Here is a 15,137-nt window from a genome sequence, read left to right as displayed (position 1 = left end):
TGGCTGGCAGGCATTCGCGGGTCGTGCGGGCTGGGCCCGTCGATCAGCCCGGGACGCCGAAGACGACGGTCGTGATCCAGACGAACAGGACGTCGAGGCCGTAGACGAGCGCCATCATGACGACGACGAATCCGAGGACCACTGCCGTGAACTTCACGAGCTCCTGGCGGGTCGGGGTGACGACCTTGCGGAGTTCGGCGAACACCTGGCGGATGAAGATGATGATCCGCGCGAAGATGTTGGGCTTCTTCTCGCGGGGCGCGCCACCTGCGGCGACGACTTCGCCACCCTCTTGGACCATCGAACCCACCTGATACCTTCCGTGTGCCGGCTGACGCCGACGCGCAGGGCGGACAGGAATCGAACCTGCAACCTGCGGTTTTGGAGACCGCTGCTCTGCCAATTGAGCTACCGCCCTAGAGATCCTTCGGACCCCGGGGTCTACGCCCGCATTCCTCCACGGCCGTCGAGTCTTCGACGCTTGGGCATGGCGAAAGAATGCAGATTTCGACTGCTCCTCTCAGTGTACGTCATGACCGCCGGGGTCGCGAACGTCGGCGCGATTTCGGCACGGGCTCCTCCCTCGGCGGGACGTGCGACGAGTCACCCATAGGGGTACGTAGGTTCGATGGAAATGTCTGAGGTGGATGCCAGGATGGGAACATGAAAACGAACTGCGGCGGAAGGCTCAGGGGCGGCGCTGCCGCGGATGCGTCGCCGCACGCCGAGGCGTTCTCCGTGTTCGCGGACGCGCTCGACCAGGTTCATGCGGCTGATGTTTCGCGGGTTCGGGCGTTGGCGGAGCTGGGGCGGTCGGCTCTGCGTGAGGCGCGCCGTGACGGCGTGCGAGGCATGGCGTCGGACATGGAGCTGCGGTCGGTGGCAGCCGAAGCGGCCGGGATGGCGCGACTCACCGACCGCAGGTTGCAGGGCGAGATCGACCACGCGATGACCGTCATCGACGACTACCCCGCGGTGTTCGAGGCGTGGGTGCAGCGGCGGATCGAACGCGGACACGTCGATGTCGTCGTGAAGGTTGGTGCGGGAGTGCCTGCGGAGGTCCGGGAGTCGTTCGCGGAAGCCGCTATTGGGGTGTGCGAGCGGGATGTGCCCTCTCGGGTGCGGGGTGCGCTGGACGCGTTGGGGGCCCGGCTTCACCCGCAGACGTTCACGGACCGACACAAGACCGCCGCCGCCGAACGGTGCGTGCGGGTGTTCCACGGGACGGACGGGATGTCGAACCTCGTCGCCAACCTTCCGACGGTCATCGCCGCGGGGATGCTCGACCGACTCACGCAGATGGGACAGTCCGTGAAGGATGCCCGTGCTGATGGGGCAGGGGAGGGCGCGGGTGCTGCCGGGCCGGCGGATGCCGCGGAGGTGGCTGAGCCCGCCGACACGCGAACCATGGACCAACTGCGGGCCGACATCCTCGGCGACCTGGTGCTCGGCGGGGCGCCGGTGGTCGACCCCACGTACGGGATCGATCGGGCTGGTGGGCTCGGGGCGATCCGCGCGCGGGTTCAGGTGGCGGTCACCGCCGAGACGCTGATGGGTAAGGACGAGAACCCCGCCGAAGCCGTCGGGGCCGGGCTCGTCGATGCCGACACCGTGCGGCAGCTCGCCGGGCAGGTGTCGGAGTGGGACCGGCTCTTCATCGACCCCGTCACCCGCACCCCGGTCGAGATCGACACCTACCGGCCCACGGCTTCGATGAAGAAGCTCTTAATGGCGCGCGATCAGCACTGCCGGTTCCCCGGATGCCGGCGGGCCGCGATCCGCTGCGAACTCGACCACACCATCGATTACGCCCTGGGTGGGCATACCCACATCTTCAATCTCGCCCACCTGTGCCAGCGACACCACTCCATGAAGCAATTCACCAAGTGGGAAGTCCGACAGCTCGGCGGCGGGGTTCTCGAATGGACCTCACCCCTCGGCCGGGTCTACCGCGAAGACGTCCCCATACCCGCCGTCTGCTTCACGATAGACACCGCCGACCCGCCGCGCTCCCGCGCCGGAACGGGCGAACCGCCACCCTTCTGAACCCGGTCAGGTCGCCATTCCGACCCCGTCGAGCCGCCCTTCACCCGACGGCGATCTCACGCGCCGATTCTGGACGCGAATCAGAAATGCGCCCTTACCGGGAACTGTTACGCTCTGCTGTCGCACCGAGGACGCCATCGGTGGTGCTTACCCGAGACGAAATCAGGCGGATGAATACCGGACGATCCCAGCAGTTCCAGGTCGACCTTCGCGGCATCGTCGACCTCCTGAGTCGACACATCTACTCGGGTCCTCGCGTCTTCCTGCGAGAGCTGATGCAGAACGCCTGCGACGCGATCACCGCTCGGGCAGAGTTCGAAGCGAGCACATCCCCCGCCGGGATGCCGCGCCAGTCGAGCGGCATCCGCATCACCCCGCTCAGCGACCGCAGTGACGAGTTCATCGTGCGCGACGACGGCATCGGGCTCACCGCCTCAGAGGTGACGGACCTCCTCGCGACGGTCGGCCGCAGCTCGAAGCGCGACATCTTCGACCTGCCCAGGAGCGACTTCCTGGGGCAGTTCGGCATCGGACTGCTGTCGTGCTTCATGGTGGCCGAGACGATCGTCATCCGATCGCGGAGCGCGCGCGGGGGCGACGCCGTCGAATGGCAGGGCAACGCCGACGGCACGTTCACGGTGCGGACGATTCCCGATGACCTCCCGGTCGGCACGAGCGTGCACCTGCGGCCGAGCCCCGGCCAGCGCGATCTCCTCAGCACGCCCGCGACGGTCGAGCTGGCCGAGACGTTCGGCGAGTTCCTCCCCATCCCGGTGCGCGTCGACCTTCCCGGCGGCGGCGAGCAGCTGACGACCCGCACGCCTCCCTTCCGTGCCGCCACGACCGGCATCGACGAGGCGGCGCGCTGGGCCTACGGGCGCGATCTGCTCGGCCAGGACCCGTTCGACGCGATTCCCCTGCACGTCCCGGGAACCGACACCGTCGGAACCGCGTACGTCCTCCCCTACGCTCCCCCGCCCGGCGCCCGGCAGGCCACCCGCGTCTACCTCGGCCGGATGCTGCTGAACGAGAACGCCGACGACATCCTGCCCGACTGGGCCTTCTTCGTCCGAGCCGTGATCGACTCCACAGCGCTCAGCCCGACCGCGAGCCGAGAGGCGCTGGTCGAAGACGAGGCTCTCGAGCACACACGCCAAGAGCTCGGAGCCGCGATCCGGCGCTGGGTGCTCGACCTCGGCCTGACCGAACCGCACCGTCTCGCGCAATTCGTCGCGGTTCACGAAGTCGCTCTCAAGTCGCTCGTGCGTCATGACGACGAGCTCGCCGCCTTCATCGTGCGTTGGCTGAGCGTCGAGACCACGCACGGCCGGATGCGCGTCGGCGACCTGATCGGCCGCTTCCCCCACCTTCGATACGTCGAGACGGTCGACGAGTACCGCCAGATCGCCGGCATCGCCGACCCGCGGCAGCCGCTCGTCAACGGCGGATATCTGTTCGACGCCGAACTGGTGCGCCTGCTCCCGCTCGTGTTCGACGGCGTCACGGTCGAGCACGTCGACCTCGCTGAGGAACTCGACCGGCTCGATCCGCCCCCGCTCGACGACCGCGCCCGCGTCCTCGCACTGGAGGAGCGCGCGAGCTCCGCCCTGTCGGCTGTCGGCTGCACCGTCGCGGTGCGTTCTCTCGACGCCGCCGAGATCCCGGCGGTCTACCTCGCAGGCGCCGAAGCGCTGCGCGCGATCGACCGTGGCCGCGCCCGATCGGTGGGCAGCCCGCTGTGGGGAAGCGTCATGGACCGCATCGACGCGACCGCCGAGAAGCTGCGCCCGGCGTCGCCCGAGAGCGCGTCCGAGGGCGTTCGGCTGTGCCTGAACTGGCAGAACTCGGTCGTGCGCTCGCTCCTGGACATCCCCGACGACCTCGCCTTCGCACGCACGGTCCACCTCCTCTACGTCCAGGCGCTCCTCGCCGCGCAGCGCCCCCTCAGCGGCGACGACCGCGCGCTCATGATGGGCGCGCTCCATGCGCTCGTCGAGCTCTCCGCGCGCCCTGCGTCCTGACCGCATCGCGCGCCTCGGCCCCCACGAAAGGACAGCATGACCAGCGACCGCATCCTCGAACTGTTCGAGCAGATCGACCGCACCCCGGTCGGCATCGAAGAGCGAGCCCTCATCAACGAGGCCATCGCCCTCGCCGTCGAGGCAGGCGACGAGCCCCTGGAGTACCGGGCCCGGATGCGGCTGACCTCGTCCGCCTGCATGAGCGGCGACACCGAGGCGATGCTGACCTCCTTCGCGTGGTGCCTCGGCAAGCATGACGACGACCCCGAGCGCTTCCCCGCCGACCTCGGCGACGAGACCGCCGACCTCATGTGGCAGTTCAAGTGGATGGCCGACAGCCTGGCCGCATCCCCGGCGTTCGACCGCGAACAGATCTCCGCCGTGCTCGAAGACATGGAGAACCACTACCGCGCCGCCGGGCTCGGTCAGAGCGGCGTCCTCATGGCCCGCTTCGAGAACGCGTGGATGGCCGGCCGCCTCGACGAGGCCGAGCAGCTGCGCACCAAGCTCGAGACGACACCCCGCGACAGCCACAGCCACTGCGAAGCGTGCGTCCGCAGCGTCGTCGCCGGATACCTCATCGACACCGACCGCGAAGACGAGGCGATCCGCCTCGTCGAGGAGCTCGTCGAGGGCGACTTCTCATGCGGTGAAGAGCCGGAGCACGCGCTCGCCCGGTCGCTCGTGCCGTACCTGCACGCGGGCGAATACGACAAGGCACGCCTCGCTCACCTGCGCAGCTACCGCCTGGCGAAGGACAACGCGGACAACCTCGCCATCGTCGCCGACAACATCGTCTTCTGCGCCATCACCGGCAACGAGGCACGGGCGCTCTCGCTGGTCGAACGCCACCTCGACTGGCTCGCGCACGACGCGCTCGGCGTCGACGGGCATCTCTCCGCCCTCACCGCCTTCGCGATCGCCCTGGAAGCGGTCAGCGCCGCGGGTCACGCCGACACCATCGTGCGCGGCGCCGACTCCGAGCGGCTTCGTGCCTTCTTCGGCGACCACGACGGCCCGTGGCGTGCCGCCGAGCTGGCCGCGGTGATGCGTTCGGAGGCCGAGCGGATCGCCGGCGAGTTCGATCGCCGCGACGGCACCGACGGTCACCGCCGACGCCTCGACCGGGCCTGGGCCGTCGGGCAGGAGCGCTATTCGCTCCCCCTCAGCGCCGAGCCCCTGCTCCCCCGGGTCGCCCCCGTGGCCGCACGGTCGGCCGAAGAGCTCGTCCAGCGGGCTATCGACCTCGGCGACTACGGAGCCTCGGAAGCGCTGGCTGCGGCGGATGCCGCACTCCCCGGCGCGACCCTCGAGCAGCGCGCCAAGCTCCACTCGGCGCGCATCGCCGCTCTTGTCGCGCGCGACGACCTCGAGGGCGCCCAGGCGGCTCTGCAGGACCGTCTCGACGCCCTCCGCGCCGCCGGCCGCGACGCGGAGGCCCAGGTCGAAGAGCGCGCCGGGCTCGCGCTCTTCGGACGCGGCACCCCCGACGACCTCGAGACGCTTCGCGCGGTCCTCGCCGACGGCGAGAGCCTGCCGCCGCGCCTGCACGCGATCGTGGAGGTCGTACTCGGCATGGCTGTCGCCGAGAGCGACCCGGAGACGGCCCGCGAGCTCTTCAACGACGCGCGCGACCGCGAGGCCGCGCTCGGCGACGACGACCTGCGCCGCATCGTCGCGCTCGCGCGTGCGTCATTCCAGGGCGCCATCGGCGCGTTCGACGAGTGCGACGCGACGATCGCCGCCGCGCTCGAGAGCCCCGCAGTCGGCGCCGGCGCACGAGCCCGGCTGCTCGGGCTGCGCGCTCGCATGCGCGGTGGCCAGGAGCGGTTCCTCGACGGCGTGACCGACGCCGACGAGCTCTGCCGCATCCTCGTCGAGCTCGACGCGCGCAGCGTCCTCGCCGGGGCATACGTGCTCGCGGCCGCCCTGAACGAGGACGCCGGCGCTCCCGGCGAGGCGGTCGCGCGCTACCGGTTCGCCGAGCGCGCCGCGACCGAGAACGGCGACTCCGTGACCGCGGTGCAGTACCGCCTCGCGCGGGCACTGCTCGCATCCGGCTCTGCCGACGAGGCCGCCGAGCTGCTGGTGAACGTCTACTCCGACGAGACCGACCGCGACGAGCCTGCGGCCTCTCGCGCCCAGACGCTCATGCTGCTGGCCCGCGCCTTCGAAGACGCCGGCGAACCCGGCCGTGCCGTCGGCGCCTGGGATTTCGCCGCCGAGCTGTTCGACGAGGGAGAGGCCCCGGTGGGTCGCGCCAACGCCCTCCTGTCGCACGGACGCCTGCTGCACCGGTTCGGAGAGTTCGACGACGCCCTCGCCTCGCTCGAGACGGCGGTCGCGATCGCGCGCACCGAGCCCGACCAGGGCGGCCTGCTGGCCGAAGCGCGCCACTCGGAGGGCCAGGTCCGGGCCGCCCGCGGCGAACCCGAGGCGCTGACGGCCCTCGATGAGGCTCGCCAGATCGCGTCCGGTCTCGGCGCCCCCTGGCTCGTCGCCGACATCACCGACTCGCGAGCCCGCGCGCTGGCGATGCTCGGGCAGGCGGACGAGGCGGTCGCCACCGCCCTCCAGGCCGCCGACGCGTTCGCCGAGGTGGGCGATACGGCGTCTGCAGGCGCATCCGAACTCTTCGCCGCACGTGTCCTCACGCAGAACGAGCGGGCCGCCGATGCCGTCCCGCTCTACCGCTCGGTCATGGAGCGTGCCGCAGAGATCCCGCCGCTGCTCCAGGTCGCCGCGGGCGAGCTGGGTGACGTCTACGAGACCCTCGGCCGCCCCGCCGAAGCCGCCGAGGTGCGTGCTCTCCTCGACGCCTGAGCCCGATCACCTACGACCCCGATCACCTACGACGAAGGGCGCGCCGATCCACTCGGCGCGCCCTTCGTGTTGCTCCGTGGGCTCTCGCGACGGGTCAGGCGCCCGTGCGGATGAGCTTCTTGTTCACGAACTCGTCGGCGGCGAGGAGCCCGAGCTCGCGAGACGTGCCGCTGCGCTTGACGCCGCCGAACGGCAGCCCGGCCTCGTCAGCGAGCACGAGGTTGATGTAGACCATTCCCGCGTCGATCGCATCGGCCACACGCTCAGCCTGCTCGGCATCCGTCGTGAACACGTACGACCCGAGCCCGAACGGGGTGTCGTTGGCGAGTTCGATCGCCTCGGCCTCGTCCGCGACCCGGTAGACCACGCCGACGGGACCGAAGAACTCCTCGCGGTAGGCATCCATCTCCGGTGTCACGCCGGTCAGGACCGTTCCCGGGTAGAACGCGCCGTCGCGGCGTCCGCCGGTCACGAGGGTCGCCCCCTGCGCCACGGCTCGGTCGACCTGCTCCGCCAGCCGCTCCGCCGCCGTGAGCGACGACAGCGGTCCGAGGACCGTATCGTCGGCGAACGGATCGCCGACCTTCGCGTCGGCCAGCGCCGCGGCGAACTTCTCGACGAAGGCGTCGTAGAGTCCATCGACCACGATGAACCGCTTCGCGCCGTTGCACGACTGGCCCACGTTGTCGAGGCGCGCCTCGGCGGCCGCCGACACCGCGGCATCCAGATCGTCGGTCGAGAGCAGGATGAAGGGGTCCGACCCACCGAGCTCGAGCGCAACCTTCTTCAGGTTGCGACCGGCGATCTCGGCGACCGCCGATCCGGCGCGCTCCGATCCGGTCACCGAGACGCCCTGCACGCGGCGGTCGGCGATCACATCGGCGGCCTGCTCGTTGCTCAGGTACAGGTTCGTGTAGACCCCGGCCGGGAAGCCCGCGTCGCGGTAGATCGCGTCGATCGCTGCGGCGGACTCGGGGCACTGCGGCGCGTGCTTGAGCAGGATGGTGTTCCCGACCGCGATGTTCGGCGCCGCGAAACGGGCTACCTGGTAGTACGGGAAGTTCCACGGCATGATCCCGAGCAGCACGCCGAGCGGGCTGCGACGGATGACCGCCGCACCCTCCCCCTCGATCGGGATCGGGGTGTCGCCGGTGATCTCGTCGATGTGGTCGGCGTAGTACGCGGTGATGTCGGCGGCGAAATCGACCTCGCCCTCCGCCGCGGCGAGCGGCTTGCCCATCTCGCGCACGATGATGGCGGCCAGCTCGTCGCGGCGCTCGCGGTGCAGCTCGGCCACGCGGCGCAGACGCTCGGCCCGATCGGCCGGCGCGACGACGCGCGACCACGTGCGGTAGGCCGCGTCCGCCGCGGCCAGGGCGCGCTCGACGTCCTCGTCGGTCGCGGGGTCGTACGTCGCCAGGGTCTCGCCGGTGGCGGGGTTGGTCACGGCATACGTGCTCATCGGTTCTCCTTCGTCTCGTCAGTCGGCGGGGATCAGGGTGTACTTCGTCGAGAGGTATTCGTGGATGCCCTCGAGTCCGCCCTCGCGCCCGATTCCCGACTGCTTCACACCACCGAACGGGGCCGCCGCGTTCGAGACGACTCCGACGTTCAGGCCCATCATGCCGGTCTCGAGGCGATCGATCATCCGGTGGCCGCGCGCGAGATCCTGCGTGAACACGTACGACACCAGTCCGTACTCGGTGTCGTTGGCCAGGCGCACGGCCTCGTCCTCGTCGGAGAAGGTCGCGATCGCCAGGACGGGTCCGAAGATCTCCTCGCGCAGGATGTCGCTGCCCGCGGCGACCTCGGTCACGACCGTGGGCTCGAAGAACGTCCCCTCCCCGTCGATCGCCGAGCCGCCCGTGCGCACCGTGGCGCCCCGCGCGACGGCGTCCTCGACGAGCGCGCCGGTCTTCGCGACCGCCTTCTCGTCGATGAGGGGCCCGATCTGCACACCGTCCTCGGTACCGCGACCGATCTTCATCGCCGAGACGCGCTCGGTGAGCCGGTCGGCGAACTCGTCGGCGATCGACTCGTGCACGATGAAGCGGTTGGCCGCGGTGCAGGCCTGCCCGATGTTGCGGAACTTCGCGAGCATCGCGCCCTCCACCGCCTTGTCGAGGTCGGCGTCGTCGAACACGACGAACGGGGCGTTGCCGCCGAGCTCCATCGAGACCCGCAGCACCCCTTCCGCCGCCTGCTCGATGAGCTTGCGCCCGACCGGGGTCGAGCCGGTGAACGAGAGCTTCCGAAGCCGGGGGTCGGCGATGATGGGCGCGGCGACCTCGCTCGAGCGCGTCGCGTTGACGACGTTGACGACGCCCGCCGGGAGGCCCGCCTCCTGCAGGATCTGGACGAACAACGTCGTGGTGAGCGGCGTGAGCGCCGCGGGCTTGACCACGACGGTGCACCCGGCCGCAAGCGCCGGAGCGATCTTGCGGGTCGCCATCGCGAGCGGGAAGTTCCACGGCGTGATGAAGAACGACGGGCCGACGGGACGCTGCGAGACGACCATGCGGCCGGTCCCCTCAGGGTTCAGGCCGTAGCGGCCCGAGATGCGCACCGCCTCCTCGCTGAACCACCGCAGGAACTCACCGCCGTAGACGACCTCGCCGCGCGCCTCGGCGAGGGGCTTGCCCATCTCGAGCGTCATCAGCAGCGCCAGGTCCTCCTTGCGCTCCTGCACGAGGTCGAACGCGCGGCGCAGGATGTCGCTGCGCACGCGCGGCGCAGTGGCGGCCCACTCCTCCTGCGCCGCGACGGCGGCGTCGAGGGCGCGGATGCCGTCCGCCGGCGAGGCGTCGGCGATCTCGATGAGCGTGCGGCCGGTCGAGGGGTCGGTGACCGGGAAGGTCGCGCCGCCCTCGGCATCCACCCACTCGCCACCGATGAAGAGGCCGCGTTCGATCCCCGCCAGCAGTCGTGTCTCGTTCTCGTGCGTCATCGCGCCTCTCCTCTCGCGCGCCGGCTCACCGGCGCATCCTTGGTCAAAGTCTCGCCCCGGAAGAACGCGGGGCGCTTCACGGCCTGCCACACCATCACGACGACGCCGACGAGGATGACTCCCACGCCGAGGATGAACACCAGGCCGATGCCGCCGATCTGCGATCCGCTGCCGTACGCGGGATCCATCGTGTCGATGAGCGTCGTGACGAACAGCACCGCCAGGATGACGCCGCCCACGAGCGGGAAGAGGAACGTGAAGAAGACGTTCCGTACCGAGTCGAACCACTGGCGCCGGAAGTACCAGACGCAGGCGAACGCCGTCAGGCCGTAGTAGAAGCAGATCATCATGCCGAGCGCGAGGATGGTGTCCCACAGCACGTTCTCGCTGACGATGCGCATGACGACGTAGAAGCCCGAGGCGACGATCGCCGAGACGATCGTGGCGTAGCCGGGCGTGAAGAACCGGGGGCTCACCTTCGCGAAGCTCTCGGGGAGGGCCCCGTAGTGGCCCATCGCGAGCAGTGTGCGCGCCGGCCCGACGAAGGTCGACTGCAGCGACGACGCGGAGCTGGTGAGCACCGCGAGCGAGACGAGGAACGCCAGCGGGCCGAGGATCGGTCCCGAGAGGTGGAAGAAGACGTTCTCCTGGATGTCTTCGTTGCCGAGTCCGAGCTCGCCCGTGCCGACGCCCGCGAACATGATCATCGCGATCGCGAGCAGCAGGTAGAGAGCGACGATCATGACGACCGTGATCGTGGCGGCGCGCCCCGGCGTGCGCTCGGGGTCCTTCGTCTCCTCGTTCATCGTCAGGGTGACGTCCCAGCCCCAGAAGATGAAGATCGACAGCGACAGCCCGGCGGCGAAGGCGCTGAACGTCGGTACCGCGAAGGGGTTGAACCACGACCAGTCGAACGCCGTGGCATCGAAGGCGTTGCCCGAGACGGCCTCGACGATCGCCGCGATCGCGAACAGCACGAGGACGACGACCTGGAAGGCGACGAGTCCGTACTGCAGCTTCTGCGTCGTCTGCATGTCGCGGTACGAGATGAAGGTCGCGGCGGCGACGAACAGGACGCAGACGAGGACGTTGATCCAGACCACGGAGGCGAGGCCGGCAATCGACTCCTGTCCGGTGAGCTGGGCGATCAGCAGGAAGAGGAAGTCGACGGCGACCCCCGCGAGGTTCGAGAGCACGAGGATCGTGGCGGCGACGAGCCCCCAGCCGGCCATCCACCCGATCCACGGGCCGAAGGCGCGCGTCGCCCACGTGAAGCTCGTACCCGAGTCGGGCATGCGGTTGTTGAGCTCGCGGTATCCGAAGGCGACGAGCAGCATCGGGATGAAGCCGACGAGCACGATCGCCGGCACCTGAGTGCCCACGACGGATGCCGTCGGCCCGACCGCCGCGGTGAAGGTGTAGGCCGGGGCGATGCAGGAGATGCCGATGACGACTGCTCCGATGAGGCCGACCGTTCCGGCGCTCAGCCCCTTCCGGGAGATGCCGCCGGTGACGGGGTCGCCCGCGGGCACCCCCGTCTGTTCTGCTCGGGTCATGCGCTCGCTCCTTCGCGGTCGCTGCGGGTGCGGGGCACCACGATCATGGGGGCGGTGACGACGCGCAGCATGCGCGCCGCCGTGGAGCCGAGGAAGAGCCGTCGCGGCTGCGCGAGACGGCTGGAGCCGACGATGACGGCCTCGCCGGCCTCCCATTCGAGGTGCGACACGGCGTCCTCGATGCCGTCGCCGGCCGCGACCACGGCGGTGACCTCGGCCTCGGCCGGAAGAGCTCCGCGGACCTCGTCCAGGACCTCCTGCGCGTGGTTCTGACCGACCGTGCGGATGGCCCCGGTGTCGAGGCCCGCGGGCAGGTCGAGGGCGACGAGCGAGAGCAGCCGCACCGGCGCCGCGGTCGCCGCGGCGAGCCGGATGGTCGCCTCGACGAGGAGCTCGGTGCCCTCGCGCTCCCCCACGGCGGCGGTCAGGCGCGTGATGCCGGTCTCGACCGGAACCCGGCGCGCGCCGCGCGGAACCAGGGCGACCGGCACGTCGGACGAGTGCACGAGCTCGGTCGTCGTCGTGCCGAGCCGGTGCCGGCCCCGATTGCCGCCGTCGGCGGCCCCGACGACGATGAGCGAGGCCCCCAGCTCGTCGGCGGTGTCGATGAGCCCCGCCGCGACCGACTCGCCGTAGCGGACGTGGGCGCGGTGCGACACACCCTCGGCAACCTCCGCGGCGCCCTCCCGCAGCCAGCCGGCGGCCTGCTCGCGCAGCAGCCGCTCGTAGCCGGCATCCGGCGGGACGATCCCCGGCTTCTGGGCGGGGAGCACGAGCACGAGGTGGAGCGCGGCCCCGGATGCCGTCGCGAGGCGACTCGCGAAGGCCACGGCATCCCGCCCCGCCTTGGTCGCGGTGTATCCGACGACGATGCGGCCGCCGGACGCCGAGCGGCTCATGCGCGGTCCGCTTCGAGGATCTCGTCGGCGACGCGGTGGCCCATGCGGATCGCTCCGTCGACGTGCTGGTAGCCGAGTCCGGCGAGATCGCTGCACGCGACGTGCAGCGGTGCGACGAGCTCGAGCTGCTCAGCGCCGTAACGGGTCAGGCCGCCGAGGTCGAAGCTCGCGGCGTAGGCGCCGCGCGTCCACTCCTCGCTGCCCCAGTCGCTCTCGTAGTAGACGATCGGGTTCTTCGCCTCGGGTCCGTAGTAGTGCGAGAGCGACTCGAGGATGCGCTCGCGCCGCTCGTCCGCGGAGAGGCGGAAGAGGTCGTCGGCGTTCTGGTCGGACACGAACCCGACGAGCGTGCCCCGCTCGTCGCCGTGGTTGGTGTTGTCGTACGCCTCGTGCGACAGCTCGTACGGGCTGAAGGCGGTGCCCGACAGCCCCTGCTCGCGCCAGAACGGCCGGTCGTAGACGGCGTGCACCTTGATGACGAAGCCCATCGAGAAGTGCTGGTGCATCTGGTGCTTCAGACGCGGCAGCGGCGGCGAGAACGAGATGCGGTTGTAGAGCACCGGCGCCAGAGCGAGCACGACGTGGCGTGCCCGCACCGTGACCTCGTCGGTGCGGACGACCGCACCCGCGTCGGAGTACTCGATCGAGCGCACCGGCTGGCCCAGCAGGACGTCCTCGCCCAGCCGCTCCGCGAGGCGCAGCGGCACCTGCTGCAGACCTCCGACGACGCGCTTGTCGAGGATGAAGTCCGCATCGACCAGGTGCGAGTACGAGCCCGCCGACGCCGCCATGAGCAGCGACTGGAGCAGCGAGAAGGTGTGCGTCGGCTTGGTGAGCATCGCCGATCCCGTGGCGAAGGCGAGGTTGCGCACCGCCTCGTCGTCATCGGTCTGCTGACGCAGCCACGCGTCCCACGAGATGCGGTCCCACTCGGCCGCCTTCTCGTGCGCCCACGGCCGGTCGGGGTCGATCTCGGCGACCATCTCGTCCAGCCGCGCGGTGATCTCGTCGATGACGCGCTCGGTCTCCGGCGCCACCGGGAACATCTCGCCGCGGAAGCGCCGCGCCTGCCCGTCCGGACCGACGTACACGCTGTCGCCGTCGCGATACCGCGTGTACGTCTCGAGTCCGAGGTCGGCGAGCGTGTCGATCAGCGCGTGCTGGTCGGGCGAGACCCACTGTCCGCCGAGCTCGAGCATGGCGCCGTCGATCTCGTCGGTCCACAGGCGTCCGCCGACGCGGTCGCGCGCCTCGAGCACGACGACCGACAGCCCGGCCTTCCTCAGGTCGTTCGCGGCCGTCAGTCCGGCCGCGCCGGCTCCGACGATCGCGACGTCGCGGGTGATCTCAGTCATTTCCGACTCCTTCGTTGGCAGAACCCGTGACCGGGGCGACACTCTCCCGGTCGAGCCGACGGGCGCGCAGGTTGCGGCGCACGAGCGGCCAGAACACCAGTAGTACACCGGTGGCGATGAGACTCGTCCACACCTGCGAACGCCCCGACTCGGTCGTGAGCATGACCACCACGACGGCGGCGATCGCGACGATCAGGAAGATGTTGAGCCACGGGTGCAGCCACATCTTCAGCTTGAGCGCGGCCACCTCCTCGGGCGTCATCCGCTGACGCAGGCGCAGCTGGGTGAGGGCGATGAAGACGTACACGAAGAGCGCGACGAGGCCGGCCGAGTTCATGATGAAGTCGAAGATGCCCGACCCCGGCGTGAGGAAGTTCACGAGCGTCGCGATGAGCCCGCCGATGGTCGAGGCCAGCAGCGCCATCACGGGAACGCCGTTGCGCGAGCGCCGCGCGACGACCTTCGGGGCGAAGCCCTTGTCGGCCAGCGCCGAGAACATCCGCGAGGCCGAGTACAGGCCCGAGTTGAGGACCGAGATGACGGCCGTGAAGATCACGAGCTGCATGATGACGTCGGCCCCGGGGATGCCGAAGCGCGACAGCGCGACCGTGAACGGCGCGTTCGCGACATCCGTCGGCGCCGGCAGCTCATCCCAGGGCACGACGGTGACGATCACGAGCACCGACCCGACGAAGAACAGCAGGATGCGCCAGATGATCGTGCTGGTCGCCTGCCGGATGCCCTTGGCGGGATCGACGGATTCGGCCGACGCCATGACGGCGATCTCGGTGCCGAAGTACGAGAAGATCACGAGGGCAACGCCGGTGAAGGCGACGCCGATGCCGTTGGGGGCGAACCCGCCGTGCTCCCACAGGTTGGGGACGGCGAAGGTCGCCTGCGGCCACAGCCCGAGGGCGAAGAGGATGCCGGCGCCGAGGAACACGACGATAGCGAGCACCTTGATGCTGGCCAGCCAGAACTCGACCTCGCCGAACGTGCGGACCGAGATGACGTTCGTGCCGACGAAGACCGCGAGCAGGATCAGCGACCAGCCCCAGGAGGGGATGACCGGGAACCAGGTGTGCATCGTCTCGCCGCCGAGCACCGCCTCGTAGGCGAGCACGCCGACCCAGAAGTACCAGTAGAGCCAGCCGACGAGATAGGCAGCCCAGTCACCGAGCCCGACGCGGGCGTACTCCATGAACGAGCCGATCGCCGGACGCGACGCCGCCATCTCGCCGAGCATGCGCATCGCGAGGAAGACCAGCAGACCGCCCAGCAGGTACGACAGGACCGCGGCCGGCCCGACCGTGCGGATGACGTTGCCGGATCCGACGAACAGGCTCGCGCCGATGATGCCGCCGAGAGTGATCATCGTGACGTGGCGCGACCGCAGCTTGTTCGAACGCGCCTTCGTCACCGCCCCGAGCCCCGCGGACGTCTCGGGCGAGACCGGGTTCTCCCAGCCGCTGGAGCTCGGGGCCGCCACG

10 protein-coding genes and 1 tRNA gene are annotated in these 15,137 nt (G+C 70.2%); 3 read left to right on the top strand and 8 right to left on the bottom strand.

Annotated elements, in window-relative coordinates; translation table 11 throughout:
• Positions 1-43 precede the first annotated feature (43 nt).
• Together secE and P6897_RS04205 are read right to left on the bottom strand one after the other, a co-directional pair.
• Positions 44-301, bottom strand: coding sequence for a preprotein translocase subunit SecE (gene secE / locus P6897_RS04210; protein ID WP_114588099.1), 258 nt, complete (start codon positions 299-301; stop codon positions 44-46).
• Between the two features lie 44 nt (positions 302-345).
• A tRNA-Trp gene (locus P6897_RS04205) sits at positions 346-418 on the bottom strand.
• Positions 419-663: 245 nt separating this feature from the next.
• On the opposite strand from P6897_RS04205, the gene P6897_RS04200 reads away from it, so the two are divergent.
• From P6897_RS04200 to P6897_RS04190, 3 genes are all read left to right on the top strand, one after another.
• On the top strand, positions 664-2,046 hold the full coding sequence (locus P6897_RS04200; protein WP_282502187.1) for an HNH endonuclease signature motif containing protein: 1,383 nt from the start codon (positions 664-666) through the stop codon (positions 2,044-2,046).
• A 170-nt stretch (positions 2,047-2,216) separates the two neighbouring features.
• Positions 2,217-4,067 carry an HSP90 family protein gene (locus P6897_RS04195; protein WP_282502186.1) on the top strand — a complete coding sequence of 617 codons (1,851 nt, stop codon included), beginning with the start codon at positions 2,217-2,219 and terminating at the stop codon, positions 4,065-4,067.
• Positions 4,068-4,103: 36 nt separating this feature from the next.
• A complete protein-coding gene (locus P6897_RS04190) occupies positions 4,104-6,890 on the top strand; it encodes a hypothetical protein (RefSeq protein WP_282502185.1) in 2,787 nt (928 codons plus the stop codon).
• 94 nt (positions 6,891-6,984) lie between these two features.
• On the opposite strand, the gene P6897_RS04185 is transcribed toward P6897_RS04190, so the two are convergent.
• From P6897_RS04185 to P6897_RS04160, 6 genes are read right to left on the bottom strand one after another with little or no spacing between them, the layout of a single operon-like run.
• Positions 6,985-8,352 carry an NAD-dependent succinate-semialdehyde dehydrogenase gene (locus P6897_RS04185; RefSeq protein WP_282502183.1) on the bottom strand — a complete coding sequence of 456 codons (1,368 nt, stop codon included), beginning with the start codon at positions 8,350-8,352 and terminating at the stop codon, positions 6,985-6,987.
• An 18-nt stretch (positions 8,353-8,370) separates the two neighbouring features.
• Positions 8,371-9,837: an NAD-dependent succinate-semialdehyde dehydrogenase gene (locus tag P6897_RS04180; RefSeq protein ID WP_274178527.1), complete on the bottom strand. Its 1,467-nt coding sequence runs from the start codon at positions 9,835-9,837 to the stop codon at positions 8,371-8,373.
• The gene (locus tag P6897_RS04175) at positions 9,834-11,393 is read right to left on the bottom strand and encodes an APC family permease (protein ID WP_274178526.1); all 1,560 of its coding nucleotides are present in this window, start codon (positions 11,391-11,393) and stop codon (positions 9,834-9,836) included. The genes P6897_RS04180 and P6897_RS04175 overlap by 4 nt, the downstream gene beginning before the upstream one ends.
• Complete coding sequence (locus P6897_RS04170; protein ID WP_274178525.1) at positions 11,390-12,292, bottom strand: universal stress protein; 903 nt, start codon at positions 12,290-12,292, stop codon at positions 11,390-11,392. Before P6897_RS04170 ends, P6897_RS04175 begins: the two co-directional genes overlap by 4 nt.
• Positions 12,289-13,647, bottom strand: a complete 1,359-nt coding sequence (locus tag P6897_RS04165; protein WP_274178524.1) for an NAD(P)/FAD-dependent oxidoreductase — start codon at positions 13,645-13,647, stop codon at positions 12,289-12,291. The genes P6897_RS04170 and P6897_RS04165 overlap by 4 nt, the downstream gene beginning before the upstream one ends.
• The gene (locus P6897_RS04160) at positions 13,640-15,136 is read right to left on the bottom strand and encodes an amino acid permease (protein WP_274178523.1); all 1,497 of its coding nucleotides are present in this window, start codon (positions 15,134-15,136) and stop codon (positions 13,640-13,642) included. The genes P6897_RS04165 and P6897_RS04160 overlap by 8 nt, the downstream gene beginning before the upstream one ends.
• Between the last annotated feature and the right edge of the window lies 1 nt (position 15,137).

The organism is Microbacterium sp. BDGP8 (genome assembly GCF_029991045.1).
GTDB classification, from domain to species: Bacteria; Actinomycetota; Actinomycetes; order Actinomycetales; family Microbacteriaceae; genus Microbacterium; species Microbacterium plantarum.
The sequence above is the reverse complement of the archived record's forward strand: the minus strand, read 5'-3'. Positions and strand labels throughout refer to the sequence as shown.